This window comes from Billgrantia sp. Q4P2 (genome assembly GCF_052806135.1).
Window position 1 is genome coordinate 478,049 of the sequence record NZ_JBRBAI010000004.1, and the last position, 17,423, is coordinate 495,471.

General features: G+C 66.8%; 17 protein-coding genes. 9 read left to right on the forward strand and 8 right to left on the reverse strand.

Annotated features, from left to right (window positions below):
• Positions 1 to 91: 91 nt before the first annotated feature.
• From ACUY1T_RS10085 to ubiU, 4 genes are all read right to left on the reverse strand, one after another.
• Complete coding sequence (locus tag ACUY1T_RS10085; RefSeq protein WP_446022375.1) at positions 92 to 1,261, reverse strand: helix-turn-helix domain-containing protein; 1,170 nt, start codon at positions 1,259 to 1,261, stop codon at positions 92 to 94.
• Positions 1,262 to 1,279: 18 nt separating this feature from the next.
• Positions 1,280 to 2,029, reverse strand: a complete 750-nt coding sequence (locus ACUY1T_RS10090) for an anaerobic ribonucleoside-triphosphate reductase activating protein (RefSeq protein WP_446022377.1) — start codon at positions 2,027 to 2,029, stop codon at positions 1,280 to 1,282.
• Between the two features lie 83 nt (positions 2,030 to 2,112).
• Complete coding sequence (locus ACUY1T_RS10095; RefSeq protein WP_446022379.1) at positions 2,113 to 3,027, reverse strand: U32 family peptidase; 915 nt, start codon at positions 3,025 to 3,027, stop codon at positions 2,113 to 2,115.
• Between the two features lie 8 nt (positions 3,028 to 3,035).
• Positions 3,036 to 4,031 (reverse strand): ubiquinone anaerobic biosynthesis protein UbiU, encoded by a 996-nt coding sequence (ubiU, locus tag ACUY1T_RS10100; RefSeq protein ID WP_446022380.1) that lies wholly within the window; start codon positions 4,029 to 4,031, stop codon positions 3,036 to 3,038.
• Positions 4,032 to 4,184: 153 nt separating this feature from the next.
• Between ubiU and ACUY1T_RS10105 the strand changes: the two genes are divergently transcribed.
• The 4 genes from ACUY1T_RS10105 to ACUY1T_RS10120 all read left to right on the forward strand — a co-directional run bounded on the left by ACUY1T_RS10105 (position 4,185) and on the right by ACUY1T_RS10120 (position 10,240).
• Positions 4,185 to 4,802, forward strand: a complete 618-nt coding sequence (locus tag ACUY1T_RS10105; protein WP_263582063.1) for a TetR/AcrR family transcriptional regulator — start codon at positions 4,185 to 4,187, stop codon at positions 4,800 to 4,802.
• The gene (locus ACUY1T_RS10110; RefSeq protein WP_446022381.1) at positions 4,799 to 6,166 is read left to right on the forward strand and encodes an efflux RND transporter periplasmic adaptor subunit; all 1,368 of its coding nucleotides are present in this window, start codon (positions 4,799 to 4,801) and stop codon (positions 6,164 to 6,166) included. The genes ACUY1T_RS10105 and ACUY1T_RS10110 overlap by 4 nt, the downstream gene beginning before the upstream one ends.
• Complete coding sequence (locus tag ACUY1T_RS10115) at positions 6,163 to 9,300, forward strand: efflux RND transporter permease subunit (RefSeq protein WP_446022383.1); 3,138 nt, start codon at positions 6,163 to 6,165, stop codon at positions 9,298 to 9,300. The genes ACUY1T_RS10110 and ACUY1T_RS10115 overlap by 4 nt, the downstream gene beginning before the upstream one ends.
• A 235-nt stretch (positions 9,301 to 9,535) precedes the next feature.
• Positions 9,536 to 10,240 carry a succinate dehydrogenase iron-sulfur subunit gene (locus ACUY1T_RS10120; protein ID WP_446022449.1) on the forward strand — a complete coding sequence of 235 codons (705 nt, stop codon included), beginning with the start codon at positions 9,536 to 9,538 and terminating at the stop codon, positions 10,238 to 10,240.
• Between the two features lie 178 nt (positions 10,241 to 10,418).
• Here the strand turns inward: ACUY1T_RS10120 and hmpA are convergent, their stop codons facing one another.
• The 4 genes from hmpA to ACUY1T_RS10140 all read right to left on the reverse strand — a co-directional run bounded on the left by hmpA (position 10,419) and on the right by ACUY1T_RS10140 (position 13,939).
• Positions 10,419 to 11,588 (reverse strand): NO-inducible flavohemoprotein, encoded by a 1,170-nt coding sequence (gene hmpA / locus ACUY1T_RS10125; RefSeq protein WP_446022385.1) that lies wholly within the window; start codon positions 11,586 to 11,588, stop codon positions 10,419 to 10,421.
• Positions 11,589 to 11,716: 128 nt separating this feature from the next.
• Positions 11,717 to 12,280 (reverse strand): YIP1 family protein, encoded by a 564-nt coding sequence (locus tag ACUY1T_RS10130; protein WP_446022387.1) that lies wholly within the window; start codon positions 12,278 to 12,280, stop codon positions 11,717 to 11,719.
• Between the two features lie 80 nt (positions 12,281 to 12,360).
• Positions 12,361 to 13,578, reverse strand: coding sequence for a cytochrome D1 domain-containing protein (locus tag ACUY1T_RS10135; RefSeq protein WP_446022389.1), 1,218 nt, complete (start codon positions 13,576 to 13,578; stop codon positions 12,361 to 12,363).
• A 16-nt stretch (positions 13,579 to 13,594) separates the two neighbouring features.
• The gene (locus ACUY1T_RS10140) at positions 13,595 to 13,939 is read right to left on the reverse strand and encodes a c-type cytochrome (RefSeq protein ID WP_446022391.1); all 345 of its coding nucleotides are present in this window, start codon (positions 13,937 to 13,939) and stop codon (positions 13,595 to 13,597) included.
• Positions 13,940 to 14,159: 220 nt separating this feature from the next.
• Between ACUY1T_RS10140 and ACUY1T_RS10145 the strand changes: the two genes are divergently transcribed.
• From ACUY1T_RS10145 to nirJ, 5 genes are read left to right on the forward strand one after another with little or no spacing between them, the layout of a single operon-like run.
• Entirely contained in the window at positions 14,160 to 14,633 is a 474-nt protein-coding gene (locus ACUY1T_RS10145; protein WP_446022393.1) for an AsnC family transcriptional regulator, read from the forward strand.
• Positions 14,630 to 15,148, forward strand: coding sequence for a siroheme decarboxylase subunit beta (gene ahbB, locus ACUY1T_RS10150; RefSeq protein WP_446022395.1), 519 nt, complete (start codon positions 14,630 to 14,632; stop codon positions 15,146 to 15,148). The genes ACUY1T_RS10145 and ahbB (ACUY1T_RS10150) overlap by 4 nt, the downstream gene beginning before the upstream one ends.
• Positions 15,145 to 15,627 (forward strand): Lrp/AsnC family transcriptional regulator, encoded by a 483-nt coding sequence (locus tag ACUY1T_RS10155; RefSeq protein WP_446022397.1) that lies wholly within the window; start codon positions 15,145 to 15,147, stop codon positions 15,625 to 15,627. The genes ahbB (ACUY1T_RS10150) and ACUY1T_RS10155 overlap by 4 nt, the downstream gene beginning before the upstream one ends.
• Positions 15,602 to 16,150, forward strand: coding sequence for a siroheme decarboxylase subunit beta (gene ahbB / locus ACUY1T_RS10160; RefSeq protein ID WP_446022398.1), 549 nt, complete (start codon positions 15,602 to 15,604; stop codon positions 16,148 to 16,150). Before ACUY1T_RS10155 ends, ahbB (ACUY1T_RS10160) begins: the two co-directional genes overlap by 26 nt.
• 28 nt (positions 16,151 to 16,178) lie before the next feature.
• Positions 16,179 to 17,393 (forward strand): heme d1 biosynthesis radical SAM protein NirJ, encoded by a 1,215-nt coding sequence (gene nirJ, locus ACUY1T_RS10165; RefSeq protein ID WP_446022400.1) that lies wholly within the window; start codon positions 16,179 to 16,181, stop codon positions 17,391 to 17,393.
• Positions 17,394 to 17,423 lie beyond the last annotated feature (30 nt).

Genomic DNA, 17,423 nt, shown 5'->3' on the forward strand with positions numbered 1-17,423 from the left:
ATGCGATCTCGAACGCTTTCGAGTAAATGTTTAATTGGTATTAAATTCAAATGGTTGGGGGTTCCATTATTTGGCAGCACGAAGTCGAACCTCACTCCGTTTCCGGGCGGTCCGGACACTCGCCGGCAGCGGACAACGGCTGTGTGCGAAACTCGCGGGGCGTCATGCCGGTCGCTCTCTTGAATGCCGTGTTGAAGACCGACTTCGAGTTGAAGCCGGAGTCGTACATCACTTGCAGAATGGTCTGGTGGGTATCGGCAATCAGTCGCCTGCGCGCCTCGGCGATACGGTAATCGCTGACGAATTCGAAGAAATTCTTCCTCAGCCCTTGGTTGATGGCGCGTGACAGCTCCCGGGTGGTCACATTGAGCTGACGAGCGAGCTGTTGCACGGTCAGATTGGCGTCGAGGTAGGGTTTGCCGTGACGCATATGATCCTCGAGCCGCATCAGCAGGTTTGCATTGGCCGGCTGGCTCGTTGTCGATTCCTTGCTGCTGGCTAGCAAGCGAGACTCTTCAGCACTGAGGCCCGAGAACACGATGGGCTGTCGCAGCGCATGAAGGAGCAAGTAGTTGATGAACAGGAAGCCCGTCGCCCCTCCCACTGTCGATACCCACAATACGCTGGCGCTGCTCTTGAACACGTGCGCCGACAGGCAGTAGACCAGGCTGACACTCCAGACGGCCGTATAGCCCAGCAATAGAACACGTAGCCAGGCCAGCTGCTTGTTCTCGATGTTGGAGAATATTTGCCTCACGCCCGTGCCAAAAGCCGAGATCTCGCGAATGGTGGCGATCAGGTAGCCGAGAAAGACCAGGTGTATAGCGGCCGCCAGGAGCGGTGAGGTCAATACCCCCGGGTGATCGCGCTCCATCAGGATCTGGCGCTTCAGTTCATCCGGTTGAAGGTAGTACTCGACCAGGAAGATGGCGCCGACGATCCAGAACAGAAGGGTATGGATCCAGTGCCCAGACGTCAGGCGAAAGTCCTGGTACATCAGGGATTTGGCATAAAGAAACAGCAGGCCGGCCTGCAGCAGGCCGACCAACGTACCCAGGTAGGCCAGGTTGAGGAAGCGCTGCGCCAGCCCCGTGCTGTACAAGAAGACTTCGGCCAGGCCCGCAGCAAAGGCAAGCACTGTCGCCAACAGCAGGCGGTTGCTGAGTAGATGTATGTGGTCTGGCATTAGCAGGAAGCCGGCGAGCACCAGCGATTGCAGGATGCTGGTCAAAAGCAGGATGTCGGCCAAGCTCAGGTACATCGTGTCACTCCGGCCAGTCTACTCGCGTAACTCGATGTGTTCGAAGTTTGGTGCCAGGCGCTTGACCAGTCCGGCGAGCATGGCCCGCGGCGGGGCGCCTGCCACCGGCTGGCAGTAGGCCGGGTCGAGGCAGCCGCGGGTGCGGGCCACCTGGATGGCGTAGCGGCGCACGCCGCAGTCGGCCAAGGTCAGCGCCAGGTGCTCCACGTCGCGCAGGTCGAAGTCGCGCCAGTGCACGGTGGTACGACACTCGAAGTCGATGCCGCTGTCGAGTAGCGTCGTCAGGCTCTGGCTGTTGCGTTGCCAGATGCCCGTCCGCCCGCAGATGCGGTCGAAGTCGCGCCCGCGCCCCTTGACGTCGAGCCCCACCCAGTCGAGCCACGGCAGCAGGCGTAAGAGCCGTGCCGGGTAGGGCCCGGCGGTGTGCAAGCCGACCTTGAAGCCCATCGTCTTCACCTCGCGGATGGCGGCCGGCAGGGCGTTGTGCAGCGTGGGCTCACCGCCGCTGAAGACTACCCCCTCGAGCAAGCCCCGGCGCTCCTCGAGAAACGCCCGCACCGCCTGCCATTCGCTCTCGTCGCCGCGTCGCGGTGCCATCCGCTGGCTGTTGTCGCAGTAGCCGCAGCGCAGTGGGCAGCCCTGCAGAAACACCACGCAGGCCAGATGATCCGGGTAATCCAGCGCGGTCATCTGGGTCATGCCGGCGATGGGTAGCCGGATGCCGCCGATGGGCGTGTTGCAGGAGGTGTCGAGGTCGGTGGCGATCATCGAAGTCTCCATGCCGGGCACTTGGACCGGCGGTTAAGCGGGTGGAACGGCGGCTCGCTGACTGGCGCGTGGCATGCGGCGGCTCAGTCGGCGGGCAGCCGGGTGTTGTCCATGCCCGGGCGGCCGTGCCAGTAGCCGTCGCACACCTCGGCCTCGACCAGCGCCAGCGGGTCGGGGGCAGGCAGCTCGCCGCGGCGCGCGGCGTCGAAGGCGGCGACCACCTCGGCCATGCCCTCGGCCCGCGGACTCAGCCGCGCTACCGCCACGCCCATCGCGGCCATGTCACCCACTTCGTAGCGCAGATCCTGGCAGGCCCCCGAGAGGGTCTGGATGCCGTTGAGGGTGAACACCTCCTTCGACTCCTGCGAGCGCAGCGCCAGGCCCTCGGGGTACTTCTGGCAGACGAACTGGCAGCGGTCCTTGGGCTTCTGGTGACGCCGTGCGGTGAAGCAGCGCGACGACCAGGCCAGCGGCAGGTGGCCGTAGGCGAATACCTCGCAGGGCCGGTCGAGACCCTCGGCGGCGCAGTCGGCGAGCAGCCGGGCGAGATCGTCTCGCGACATCTCCACCGGCGCCTGCCAGCGGCGCATGCCGGCACGCGCCATCACGCCGATGGCCGCCGGGTTGTAGAGGTTGAGCGCGGCACCGGCAACGAAGGGCAGGCCGGCGGCGGCCAGGCGCTGCAGTGCACTCTGGTCGTTGGCCTCGACGGTGAACTCGCCGTTGTCACACAGCTTGCGCAGGTCGCGCAGGTCCGCCTCGGATTCGATCAGGGTCTGGCTCGCCAGCACCACCTGCTTGCCGCTCTGGGCCAGCTCGCGGCCGATGCCGAGCCAGTCGTCGAGCTTCATGTCGCGCCGTCGCGAGCAGACGGACTCGCCCAGATAGACGCTCTCCACCGGCCAGTCGGCGGCCTCGCGATAGAAGTCGGCGTAGCGCTCGCGGGTCCAGTAGAACAGCACCGGGCCCAGGGCGAGCTGCAGGGAATCGGATGACATGAAACCTCCTATTTCCAGCGGCGTTCGTAGGCGCCCAGGGTGGTGGTGGCGCCCTCGGAGACCTCGCCGAGGCCGGCCATCCAGGCGGGGTCGGGGTGGAAGCGCTCCGGCGCTCGCTCCAGGCGGTCCAGTGCCTGGCGCCAGATCCCGGCTACCTTCGATACGTAGGCCGGGCTGCGCTGACGACCCTCGATCTTCACCGCGCTGATACCCAGCTCGCGCAGCTCCGGCAGCAGCTCCAAGGTGTTGAGGCTGGTGGGCTCCTCGATGGCGTGGTAGGTCTCGCCGCCGACCTCGAAGCGTCCCTTGCACAGGGTCGGGTAGCCGGCGCGCTCGTCGTCGCCGTATCTGTCGATCAGCACGCCGTTCAAGCGCGACTCCAGTCCTTGGGGCGTCTCCTCCCAGCGCACATGGGCCGCCGGCGAGCAGACCCCGCGGGTGTTGGGCGACTCGCCAGTCAGGTACGACGACAGGTAGCAGCGCCCCTCGGCCATGATGCACAGGCTGCCGAAGGCGAACACCTCGAGTTCCACCGGGCTTTGCCTGGCCAGATCGCGCACCTGGGTGATGGAGAGCACGCGTGGCAGCACGGCGCGCTTGATGCCGAACTGGTCGTGGTAGAAGCGCAAGGCCTCGTGGCTGGTGGCCGAGCCCTGCACCGAGAGGTGGCGGGCGAGGTCCGGGTAGCGCCGCGCGGCGTAGTCGAGCAGCCCCATGTCGGCCATGATCAGGGCGTCGACGCCGAGCTCGGCGGCCTGGTCCACGGCGCGGGTCCACTGGGCCCAGCCGTCGGGCTGCGGGTAGGTGTTGATGGCGCAGAACACCCGCTTGCCGCGGGCATGGGCGTAGTCGATGCCTTCACGGGCGCGACTGTCGGTGAAGTTGAGGCCGGCGAACTGCCGGGCGTTGGTGGCGTTCTGGAAGCCGAAGTAGACGGCATCGGCGCCTTCATCCACCGCCCGCTTCAGGGCCGGCAGGTTGCCGGCCGGGCAGACGAGCTCCATGTCGCTCTCCTCGCAGTCTGGGTAAACCCGACCATGCTAGTCGACTAAGGAGAGGCGTCTTTTGATGAGGGTCATGGCGAGGTGGGTTAGTGCTGGCGGTACGAGCAAGTGCGGCATAAGATAGTAATCGATTACTATCTTTTGGAGTCGCTGATGTCGACCAAGCGCAATCTCACCGCCGAAGCGCGGCGTGAACTCACCGTCAAGGCGGTCATCGAGCTGAGCGCGGGCGACGATCCGGCGACGATCACCACGGGCGATATCGCCAAGCACATGGGGGTCACCCAGGGCGCGCTGTTTCGTCATTTCCCCAGCAAGGACGCCGTCTGGGAGGCCGTGATCGGCTGGGTGGGCGAGCGGGTGATGCAGCGACTGGACGCTGCGGCCGCCGAGGCCGACGGCCCCCTCGCCGCGCTGGAGGCGATGTTTCATGCCCATATCGCCTTCATCGTCGATCACCCCGGCGTGCCTCGGTTGATGATGGGGCAGTTGCAGCATGCCCGGCCGACCCCGGCCCGGCGCCTGGTCCGCTCACTCCTGTTCCGTTACCGCGAACGGGTCGAGCTGCTGCTGAGCCAGGCCCAGGCCGCCGGTGAACTGCGCCAGGGTCTGAACATCGAGGCGGCAGCCACGCAGTTCATCGGCACCATCCAGGGGCTGGTCATGCAGTCGTTGATGATCGGCAACATGAACCATGTCGCCCAGCAGGCCCCGGGGGCATTCGAGCTTTACTGTCATGGCATCCACGCCGCTGGCGAGGTGCACCAATGACTCGCCCAACCCGGCGCCTGGGGCGCGCGCTAGTGGTGTTCGCCGGCGTGGCCGTGGGCGCGGCCCTGCTGGTGCTCTTCGTGGCCAACCGCCAGGCCCCCGAGCGTAGCGAGGCGTCAGTCACACCGACGAGCGTGGCGTTCATCGAAGCGCGCCCGCTGGCGTTTCGCCTCGAGGCCCGCGGACACGGCGTGGCGCGTCCGGCCGAGACCTGGCAGGCGATAGCCAACGTGAGTGGGCGGGTCGTGGAGCGTCATCCCGGCCTGGAGAGCGGTACCCTGCTGGCCGAGGGCACCCTGCTGCTGGCACTCGACCCGAGTCGCTACGAACTGGCCATCGCCGAGGCCGAGGCGGAGCTGGCCAGCCTGACGGCAGAAGTCGATCAACTGGAGACCGAGGCGGACAACGCCCGCCGCTTGCTGGCGTTGGAGCGAGAGCGGCTGAGCCTTGCCGAGAGCGAGCTGACCCGCATCGAGCGGCTGGCCGAGAGCGGGTCGGTCTCCACCTCGCAGCGCGACGAGCAGCGTCGCAGCACGCTGGCTCAACGCCAGGCGGCGGCGTCGCTGGAGAATACCCTGGCGCTGCTACCCGCGCGGCGCGACGTTCTCGCCGCCCAGCGCGAGCGTGCTGCCGTGCGTCTGGCCCAGGCCCGGCGCGACCTCGAGGACACCCGCTTCGTGGCACCCTACGACCTGCGCCTGGCCGAGGTCGAGGTGGAGCGTCACCAGTTCGTGAACGTCGCTCAGCGGCTCTTCCAAGCCGACAGCCTGGCGGCGGCCGAGGTGGAGGCGCGCATTCCCCTCGCCATGATGCGGCGCTTGTTGGCTGGCGTGGTGCCCGACGAGCCGCCCCGCAGCGCACTGGAGCTGAGCGAGCGACTGGAATTGGCGAATATCCAGGCCGAGGTCGCGCTGGTCGGCGCCGAGGGCGTGGGCTGGACGGGGCGGCTGGTGCGTGTCGCCAGCGGCCTGGACCCGGCCACGCGCACCGTGCGAGCGGTGGTCCGTGTCGCGGATCCCTACCGGGATGTCCTGCCGCCCGACCGACCGCCGCTACAGCGCGACATGTATACCCGCGTGCGCCTCTCCACGCCGAGCCGCGAGTCGTTGCTGGTGGTGCCGGCGAGCGCGGTGCATCAGGGGGAGCTGTACCTGGTGGATGACGAGGACCGCCTGGTACGCCGCGACGTTGACGTGAGCTTCGAACAGGGCGGCATGGCGGTGATCGCCACGGGCCTCGCGCCGGGCGAGCGGGTGGTGGTAACCGACCTCGCCAGTGCGATACAGGGCATGGCGCTGGCCCCCCAGCGCGATGCAGCGCTCGAGCGTCGGCTTATCGCGCAGGCGGCGGGAGAGCGGCCATGATCCGCTGGTTCGCCGGCCACCCCACGGCGGCCAACCTGCTGCTGGTGCTGCTGATCGCCGCCGGCCTGTTCGTCTTGCCCCAGCTCAAGCGCGAGACGCTTCCCGACTATCGTGCAGTCGAGGCGAGCATCGAGGTGGTCTATCGCGGGGCCAGCGCCGCCGACGTCGAGGACGCCATCTGCCGCCGCTTGCACGATGCGGTCAAGGGTGTGGAGTTTCTTGATGAGTTCGTCTGCGCCGCCCAGGACAACCGGGCCAGCGCCACGGCGAGCATGACGCGGGACGGAGATGCCATCCGTTTTCTCAACGAACTCAAAACCGAGGTGGACGCGATCAGCGACCTGCCGCCGCGCGCCGAGCAGCCGGTGGTGCGTGAACGGCATCGCAGCGATCTGGTGGCCGCGGTGGCGGTCTCTGCCGACATGCCGGGGCGCCAGCTCGAGGATTATGCCCTGCGCCTGGAAGAGCGTCTGATGGCCCTGCCGGGTGTGGCGGACGTGACGATCCACGGCATGTCCCAGCGCCAGTGGCAGGTGGAGGTATCGCGCGAGATGCTGGGGCAGCACGGCCTCTCGGCGCGCCAGCTCGCTGCCCGTATCGCCAGCCAGAACCTCGACCTGCCGCTGGGTACCCTGGAAACATCGGATCAGGATATTCTGCTGCGCTTCAGCGATCAGCGCCGCTCGCTGCGCGAACTGACAAGCATGGTGGTGGTGTCCGATGCGGCCGGTGGCGAGCTGACCCTGGGCGATATCGCCACCCTGCGTGAAGTGGGCGAGCGGCCCGAGGAAAAGATCCGCTTCGAAGGCGAGCCGGCCCTGGTACTGGAGGTGAGCAAGTCGCTGCGTGCCGATGCGCTGACGGTGAAGAGTACCCTGGAGCGCCTGCTGGAAGCTGAGCGACAGCGCTTCGACGGCCGGCTCTCGCTCACCCTGACCCAGGACATGACCGGCATCGTGCGCGATCGCCTGAGGATGCTGGTCGTCAACGGCATCATGGGATTGGCACTGGTGGTGCTGACGATGAGCCTGTTCTTCCGCCCCCGGCTGGCGCTGTGGGCGGTGCTGGGGCTACCGGCGGCCTTCATGGGCGCTTTCGCGGTGATGGCGCTAACCGGGCTGTCGCTCAACATGATCACCCTGGTGGCGCTGCTGATGGCCATCGGCATCGTCATGGACGACGCCATCGTCATCACCGACAGTGTCGCCGCTCATGCCATGCAGGCGGCCACGCCGCTGGAGGCGGTGGTGACCGGCACGCGGCAGGTGCTGCCGGGGGTGTTCTCCTCCTTTCTCACCACGGTATCGGTCTTCGCGCCGCTGTCGTTCCTGGCCGGCGAACTGGGTGCGGTGCTGGAGGTCCTGCCGGTGGTGCTGATCGCGGCGCTGACGGCCAGCCTGGTGGAGGCGTTCTGGATCCTGCCGCATCATCTCAAGGGCAGTCTCAAGGGCGGCGCGTCGCGGTTGCACGAGCGGAACGACTCCCGTTTCCGGGCGGCCTTCGAGCGCGGCTTCGACACCTTTCGCGAGCGGGTCGGGAGGCTCGCCGACGGGGCGATCCGCCGGCGTCATGCGGTGCTGGGGGCAGTATTGGCCGTGATGCTGGGTTCGCTCGGCTTCATGGCCGGCGGCCATATCGGCAGCGAGGCGATGCCCGATATCGATGGCGACGTGCTGGAGGCGCGTATCCTCATGCCCCAGGGCACGCCGCTGGCCCGCACCGAGGCCGTGGCCGAGCACGTCGAGGCGGCCATGCGCGAGCTGGACGCCCATTATTCACCCGAGCAGCCGGACGGCGCCTCCCTGGTGGAGGCGATCCAGGTGCGCTTCAACCACAACGCCAGCGTAGGGGAAACCGGCCCGCACGTGGCCACGGTGATGGTCGACCTGCTCACCGCCGAGCGCCGCCGCATTACGCTCGATGCGCTGACCGAGGCGTGGCGCGAGGCGATCGGCCAGATCGAGGGCATCGAGCGGCTGATCATCCAGGAGCCGGGCTTCGGTCCGGCCGGCGTGCCGATCGAGGTGCGTCTCGCCGGCGAAGAGCTGGAGGCCCTGAAGGCGGCCGCCACGGAGCTGGCCACTCATCTGGAGGGCTACGGCGCCGTCTACAACGTCATCGACGACCTGCGCCTGGGCAAGCCGCAGCGTGCCTACACCCTGGCCGAGGGTGCTCACGGCCTCGGCCTGAGCGCCGAGGAGGTGGCCGTCCAACTGCGCGCCGCCCTGCTCGGCGAAGTGGCCGATACTCAGCGCATCGGCGAGCTGGAGGTGGAAATCCTGGTGCGCCAGGCACGAGCCGATCGCGACGATCTGAATGACCTGGCCGATCTGACGATCACCCTGCCCGACGGCAGACGGGTACCGCTGGAAGTGGTGGCGAACATGCACGAGCGGCGTGACTGGGCGCGCATCACGCGTATCGACGGGCGCCGCACGGTGAGGGTGGAGGCCAATGTCGACGCGCGCCGCACCAGCGCCCGGGCCATCGTCGACGACCTGCGCGGCGGCTGGCTGGACGACTTCGAGGCGCGCCATCCCGGCGTGACGGTCGCCTTCGAGGGGCAGGTGGCCAGCTCCGCGGAAACCGGCGCCTCCATCGGCCGGGCGCTGCTCATCGGCCTGCTGGGCATCTTCGTGATCCTGTCGTTCCAGTTCCGCAGCTACGTGGAGCCACTGATCGTCATGCTGACGATACCGCTGGCGTTCATCGGCGCGGTCTGGGGGCACGTGCTGATGGGCTACTACCTTTCCATGCCGTCGCTGATCGGGGCGGCGTCGCTGGCCGGCATCGTGGTCAACAACGCCATCCTGCTGATCCAGTTCATCAAGACGCATCGCCAGCGCGGCCTGGATGCCGCGGCGGCGGCGGGGCAGGCCAGCCGCGACCGGCTGCGTGCCATCCTCATCTCGTCAACCACCACCATCGCGGGGCTGCTGCCGCTGCTGGCGGAAACCAGCACCCAGGCGGCCACCATCAAGCCGCTGGTGATCTCGGTGGTGTTCGGCCTGCTCAGCGCCACCGTGCTGGTGCTGGTGGTAATCCCGGCACTCTACGTGCTGTTCGACGACTGGGGGTGGATACGTGAGGCACCGCCGACAGAGGCTCTGCCGCATCGGCAGACAGCGGATTGAGTTCTCCCCTTGACGAGGCTGCGCGAGAATCTAGCCTTTAAGATGTATTGATGGTGCATTTTATGAGTGATGGGAGAGGTCGCCATGGCGGTTACTCCCATCATTCCGCTTTAGAAGCCAGCCATGCCATCGCATCTGCTGGTCATTGCCGGGCCTACGCTGATCAAGGTTGGCTATGTGAGCGCCTCCATTTGGCCTGCTGATACGACTTGTCCGGCAACAGGAGACCTCAATGATCAAGGTACAGCTCTACCGCTACCACCCCGAGCAGGATGCCGCACCCCGGATGGAAACGTTGGAGGTCGAGGAGAGCTTCCGGAAAGCGATGGTGCTGGATGTCCTCGAGCACTTGAAGCAGCAGGATACCACCCTGGCATACCGGCGCTCCTGCCGCGAAGGGGTGTGTGGCTCCGATGGCATGAACATCAACGGCAAGAACGGCCTGGCCTGCGTGACGCCGGTCGCCGAGGCGCTGAGCGGGAAGAATACCTTGACGATCAGGCCGCTACCCGGGATGCCGGTGATCCGCGATCTGGCGGTGGATTACAGCCTCTTTTTCCGCCAGTTCGAGAAGGTTCGCCCCTGGCTGATCAACGACGAGCCGCCCGCTACCACCGAGCGGCGGCAGAGCCCGGAGGATCGCGAGAAGCTCGACGGCCTCTACGAGTGCATCCTGTGTGCCTGCTGCAGCTCGGCCTGCCCCTCCTGGTGGTGGAATCCGGACAAGTACATCGGCCCGGCCGGACTGCTTCAGGCCTACCGCTTCCTCATCGACAGCCGCGATACAGCCACCGACGAGCGGCTGGCTGACCTCGACGACCCCTTCAGCGTGTTTCGTTGCCGACAGATTGCCAACTGCACCTGGGTCTGCCCCAAGGGGCTCAACCCGATGCGTGCCATCGGTCATATCAAGGCGATGCTCCTGGCGAGGGGCACCTGACCCAAGCCCGCATTCGAATGGGAAGGAGGTTCGCCGAGCAGCAGGACGCCGAGGCGCGCCTTCAGACCCGCGATATCGCGCGTCTCGACATGTACTGAGTGCTTGGGGTTGGTCCCGTGAACGACAGCGCCCCGGCCTGGCCGGGGCGCTGTCGTCGTACCAACGCTGGCGCTTGTGCTCAGGCGGCGTCGAGCGGGCGCGAGGGGCCGAAGTGTTCGTAGTGGCGGCGTTCGACTGGTACGCCCAGCTCGGCCAGCGCCTTGTCGATGGCGCCCATGAAGCCCTGCGGGCCGACGTAATAGCAGCGCGCGTTCGCCGGCAGCAGCTGGGCCAGCAGCTCGCGGTCAATCCGGCCGATATGGTCGGCCTGGTCGCCTCGCTCATGAACCATCACCGTCCTGAGCTGTTCCGGATGCGCCTCGGCCAGGGCTGCGATCTCGTCGCGGAAGGCGTGGTGCTGCGCATCCAGGGCGGCGTGCAGGTAGACCACCCGGCGCCCCTGGGCGAGTGCCTGGCGAGCCAGAGGCAGCATCGGCGTCTGGCCGACACCGCCCGAGGCCAGCAGCAGCGGCTCGTCACCGTCCTGCAGGGTCAGGTCGCCGGCGGGGGGCAGCAGCTCCAGGGTATCGCCCACCGCCATGGCGTCGTGCAGGTGGCGGCTGGCTCGGCCCTGGGGTTCACGCTTGACCGAGATGCGATAGTGCTTGCCGTTGGGCACATCCGACAGGCTGTAGTGGCGATAGAGCGGCTCGCCGTCGATGGTGAGCCTGACGCCGATGTACTGCCCAGGGGCATGCTCGGCAACCGGACCGCCGTCGACGGGGGCCAGTACGAAGGAGCGGATCACCGTGCTTTCCTGACGAATGTCGGCGATGCGGAACTCGCGGGGACCGCGCCAGCCGCCGGGGCGACGCTCGAACTCCAGGTAGCGATGATCCTCCAGCTCGATCAGCAGTCCGGCGAGCTCTTCATACAGCGTGCTCCAGGCGTCGGCGATCTTGGGTGTCACGGCGTCGCCTAGCACCTCGCCGATGGCGGCCATCAGGCACTCGCCGACAATGGGGTAGTGCTCGGGGCGGATGTCCAGCGAAACGTGCTTGCTGACCACCGTGGCCAGGACCTCGCGCACCTTCTCGCGGTTTTGGCGAAGCTGGACATAGGCCAGCACGGCGCCGGCCAACGCCCTTGGCTGGCCGCCGTCGGCCTGGTGGGCGTCGTTGAATAGCGGTTTCACCTCGGGATAGCGGGCGAACATCAGCGGGTAGAAGCGCTGAGTGATGGCGCCAAGGTGTTCTGCGACCACTGGGGCAGTGGATTCGATGAGCTGCTCCTGCTGCTGGGTGAGCATGCGTATCTCCTTCGTCGAGGGGAGGTTTGAAATGTGCATGCAATATACATCTTTAAATCCTCACCCTCCAGAGGCGCTTAGTCGCGGTGTTCTTGGGTTGGCCGAGCGCAGGTCCTTTCGGTTGGAGCCTACAGCGCCCACACCAGCGCCAGAAGGACGCCCCACGCCATCAGGCCAAACGCCATCACCGTGTAGGTGGCGGACATGACCATGATGTCGTCTTCTTCGCGCTCGGCGAGCGCCTGCAGGCCGTGGTAGACCAGCCCGCACGACAGCATCATCGCCAGCAACACGCCACAGACGATGAAGACCATGTCGGGAACGAACAGCGTCAGCGAGGAGAGCCATAGCGGCAGCGGCGCCATGGCGGCGAGGAAGTAGGCGTCGCGATGGCTCAGCCGCAGGCGGTGGGCGCCCGCCACGCCGTGGATCAGCCAGCCCATCACCAGGAAGGTGAGCAGCTCGGCGGTGAACAGCGCCGGGGCGATGATGGTCCAGGGGCGCTCGGCGAGGCCCGGCAGCAGGGCGTCGCCATGCCGATGGATGGCGTAGTGCAGCATCACCGGCGGCAGCAGCGACAGCGGCAGCACCACGCGCAGGATCAGGGCGTTGAGAGAGGGGCGCTCGCGGCGCAGCTGCTGCCAGCCGCCCTCACGGGTGAAGGGCAGTTGCAGGATATGATTGATATCCATCAAGAGGCTCTCGCGTCAGGGAAAACATTATTGTTTTCCTTGGTTTAGCGGCGAGACGAGAGCCTGTCAAGAGTCCCTTTCTACAACCCGATGCGATGCGCTCTGTTCGTGAAGAAAATCCCGCTGGGCGACTCGGCGGGCAGGCGTGCCAGCTCCTCGAAGGTGCGAGTGTCGTAGACCACCACCTGGTTGCTGTCGCGCGCCGAGATCCAGATGTGCTCGCCGCGGGGAGTGAACTCCTTGTGCAGGATCGACTCGCCGGGCTCGAGGGTCCGGATCACTTCCAGCGTCTGGGTATCGATGACCTGAACCCTGTCGTTGTTGGGATGGGCGAAGGTGACCCACACCTGGCGCTCGTCGGGGCGGCTCATGACGAAGATCGGCTGGCCATGCACTTCGATGCGTTCGCGCAACGACCAGTCGACGGTATCGGCCACCAGCACCTCGTTGCGACCCACGGCGGGGAAGAAAGCGCGGTTGCCGGCCATGGCCCAGCCCTCCAGGTGCGGCATCTTGTAGACCGGCAGGCGCTCCTCCCCCTGGCCGTAGCCGGGCAGGATGCGCTGCACGCCGTTCTCGGGATACCACAGGTCGAGCAGGGCCATGCCATCTTCGCCGAACAGTCCGGCGATGTAGTAGCGCCCGTTGGGTGTGATCAGGGCATCGTAGGGCATGCTGCCCACGTCGCGATGCTTGGTCAGCGCAGGCGGTTCGGTGGACATGTCCAGGGTCCAGATCTCGCCGGCCTCGAACAGGCTGAAGACGAAGAGGTTGCCCGGTACGTCCACGACGCCCACTACCTTGGCCTGGGCGCTGCTGCCGTCGGGGCGTTCGTAGGTGGCCGGCACGTCGACCACCAGCTCCATGGTCTCGACATCGAACACCTTCACCCCGCCCGGCTCGTAGTTGCCCACCGCCACGAAGCGGCCGTCCTGGGAGATGGCGCCGCCGATACTGTTGCCGCCCTGGATGATGCGCCCGGCGATCTCGCCGGTGAGCAGGTTCAGCTTGGTCAGGCCGCCATCGCGACCGAAGACGAAGGCGTGACGCGCGTCGCGGGTGAACTTCACCGAAGCGTGGGAAAGGTCGCCGAAGCCTTCGATATGGCGCAATACCGTCCTGTGGGTGGTGTCGACCAGCGCCACGCTGCCGGTAGCACGCTCGATGACTACGCCGAGGTCCCCGGTGCCGCGCAGTTCACCATTCCGGGCGGGTGTCTCGGCCATGGCCTGGCCAGTGCTCAGAAGCACCAGGGCGCCAGCGGCGAGCAGGCTTCTCAGCGGGGACGAAATGGGCATGGCGATCTCCAAAAAATCAGTCGCGTTGCAGCGATTCCAGGCGGTTGTCGGTACGCAGGTGGTCGGCCAGCCAGCGCGCCTCCTCCTCACTGAGCAGCGCCTTCCAGCCCGGCATGGCGCTGCCGGGAATACCGTGCTGGATGATGTGCGCGAGCGCGTCGACGCTGAAGCCTTGCATGCGGTCGCGGGGCAGCGCCGGCCCCAACCCGCCGCGCAGGGTCATGCCGTGGCACGAGCCGCAGTCCTGGTAAAGCAGGGTTTCCAGTTCGGCCTGGCGTTCGGGGCCGAGCGCTTCGTCTGAAGCCAGCGCCGGCAGGGCCAGGGCAACGACGAGCAGCGAAACCAGGGCGGACAATTTCATGGAGACCTCGTGCAGCAGCGGTGGGCGCGCAGAGCGGACCGTCGCTGGAGTGTCCCGCCCTGGGCAAGGTGCCGCCTTGACCGTCATCAAGCTCTCTGCAAGTCGCTCGACTCTTTTGACTTGCGTCAACGGCATGTCCGATGGCGGCTTGCGGGGCTGATGTGGCATGTAAGATACCGCTTAAGATTCATGTTTCCATCGGCCTGCCCGGTAACTGCTCATGGCTGTACTCGACCCACTCGACCGCCGCCTCATCGATGCCTACCAGCGTGATTTGCCGCTTTGTGAGCGTCCCTTTGCCGCCATGGCCGAGCGCCTCGGGACGAGCGAGACGCAGGTGATCGCGCGCCTCCAGGCCCTGCAGCAGCGCGAAGTGCTCAGCCGGGTGGGACCGGTGTTCGACCATGCCCGTGCGGGTGCCAGCCTGCTGGCCGCGGTGGCGGTGCCCGAGGCCGAGCGCGACGAGGTGGCCGCGGCGATCAGCCGTTCGCCTGGCGTCAACCACAACTACGCAAGAGAACACGACTTCAACCTGTGGTTCGTGATGGCGGCAGCCGACGAGATCGAGCTCGAGGCGCGCCTGGAAGCGTTGGAAGAAGAGCTGGGGCTTCCGCTGCTGCGCCTGCCGATGGTCGAGGGGTTCCACATCGACCTCGGCTTCCCCATTCCCTGGGCCGAGCTGGAGGCGCCATGAGCAGCCTGTCGTCGACTTCCATGCCCACTGGGGGCACGTCTCACCGGCGGCTCCGGGCGCTGCTCGAGCGTGGCCTGCCCCTGACCGAGCGCCCATGGCGGACGCTGGCCGAACAGTGCGGCATGAGCGAAGCCGAAGTGCTGGCCTGGGTCGAGCGCTGGCAGCGCGAAGGCCTGATCAAGCGCATGGGGCTGGTGGTCAGGCATCATGCCCTGGGCATCCGGGCCAACGCCATGGTGGTGTGGGACCTGCCCGACCTCACCGTGGCCGAGGTGGGGCGGCGGCTCGCCGCGGAGCCTGCCGTGACGCTCTGCTATCGCCGCCCGCGCCGCCTGCCCGACTGGCCCTACAACTTGTTCTGCATGATCCACGGCACCCGGCGCGACCGCGTGCTGGGGGGGCTCGAGGAGATCGTCGAACGCCAGGGATTGCAGGATGTCCCCCACCGCGTGCTGTTCAGCGTGAAAGCCTACAAGCAGTGCGGCGGCCGCTATACCCGCGAGGAGCAGCCATGAGCGTTACACGTGCCCAGCGGCCCGAGCCGGCCGAACTGGACGGCGCCGATCGGCGCATCATCAACCGCCTGCAGGACGGTCTGCCGCTGGTCGAGTCGCCTTATGCCGCCGTGGCAGCCGAGCTTTCGCTCTCCGAAGGGGAGCTGCTCTATCGCCTCGAGCGGCTGCTGGAAGCCGGCGTACTGAGCCGCTTCGGCCCCATGTACCACGCCGAACGCTTGGGCGGCGGGCTGACCCTGGCGGCCCTCGAGGTGCCGGAAGCCGACTTCGAGCGTGTGACTGAAGCGGTCAACGCCTTTGCCGAAGTGGCCCATAACTACCGCCGGGAACACCGGCTCAACATGTGGTTCGTGCTGGCTACCGAGACCCCCGAGCGCATCGGCGAGGTAATCGTGGCGATCGAGGCCGCCACTGGCCTCACGGTATTCAACATGCCCAAGCAGGAGGAATTCCATGTCCGTCTCCACCTGCCCGCCTGAATCGGCGCCCGCTGCTGGCGTCGTGGATGGCCTGGATGCGCTCGACCGCGACATCGTGCTGGCCACCCAGGCCGGCCTGCCGCTGGTGCCAGACCCCTGGAGCGCGGTGGGCAAACCGCTTGGCCTCGCCGGAAACGAGGTGCGCGCACGCATGCGGCGCATGATCGACAGCGGCGTGATCCGCCGTATCGCCGCGGTACCCAACCACTACCGCCTGGGCTACGTGGCCAACGGCATGAGCGTATGGGACGTCGATGACACCCATATCGAGCGCCTGGGTCGGGAGGTGGCCGAGATACCTGGCGTGAGCCACTGCTACCGACGCCCACGCCACCTGCCCGAGTGGCCCTACAACCTGTTTGTCATGCTACACGGGCGCAGCAAGGCCGAGGTCGAACGCCAGGCCGAAGCGCTGCACGAGCTGCTCGGCGACGCCTGCCGCGATCACCGCATCCTGTACAGCTCCCGCATTCTCAAGAAGACCGGCCTGCGGCTCGCTCGCCGGCCCGGTCCGCCGCGCTGAGGTTCGCTCGCGCCAGAGGAGGTCTCCTATGTTCCGCGTCACCCGCTACGTCAAGTCGCTGCTCGAACCCACGCCCCCAGGTCATGAAACGATAGGGCCGCCCCGCAAGCCCCCCGGCCCGGTGGTGATCTGGAACCTGATCCGCCGCTGCAACCTGACCTGCAAGCACTGCTACACGGTGTCGGCGGACATCGACTTCCAGGGCGAACTCACGACCGAGGAGGTCTTCACCGTTCTCGACGACCTCAAGCGCTTCCGGGTGCCGGCGCTGATCCTCTCCGGCGGCGAGCCGCTGATGCGTCCGGACATCTTCGAGATATCGCAGCGGGCCAGGGAGCTTGGCATCTACACCGGGCTCTCCACCAACGGCACCCTGATCGACGAGAGCAACATCGCGCGCATCGCCGAGTGCGGCTACGACTACGTGGGCATCAGCATCGACGGGCTCGAGGCCACCCATGACGAGTTCCGCCGTCGCCAGGGGGCGTTTCGCGAGTCGATGCACGCCGTCAAGCTGTGCAAGCAGCACGGCATCAAGGTGGGACTGCGCTTCACCCTGACCCAGCAGAACTACGAGCAGCTCGATGACATCCTGGCGCTGATCGACGAGCACGACGTCGACAAGTTCTACCTCTCGCACCTCAACTACGGCGGACGCGGCCACCGCCACCGCAAGCAGGACGCCTGGTACCAGATGACCCGCGATGCCATGACCCGGCTGTTCGACCACTGCCGGGCCGAGCTCGAGCGCGGCGTGGAGCGCGAATACGTCACCGGTAACAACGACGCCGACGGTCCCTTCCTGCTGATGTGGGCACGCGAGCACTTTCCCGACCAGGCCGAGGCGCTGGAACGGCGCCTGACCGACTGGGGCGGCAACGCCTCGGGCGAGTACATCGCCAACATCGACAACCTGGGCACGGTACACCCGGACACCTTCTGGTGGGACCACGATATCGGCAACGTGCGTCGGCGCCCGTTCTCCGAGATCTGGCGCGACAGCCAGGATGAACTGATGCAGGGGTTCCGCCAGCGCCCGCGCCCGCTCAAGGGGCGCTGCGGCGACTGCCGCTACTTGGCGATCTGCAACGGCAATACCCGGGTGAGGGCGTGGAAGGTGACGGGAGATCCCTGGGAAGAGGATCCCGGCTGCTACCTCAGCAACGAGGAGATCGGCGTCGAACACGGCCGGCAGCGCCGCGTGGCGGCAGCCTACGATGCCATCCAGGCCATCGAGCTGTAGCCCACAGAAACGAAAAAAATGACCGTTGAC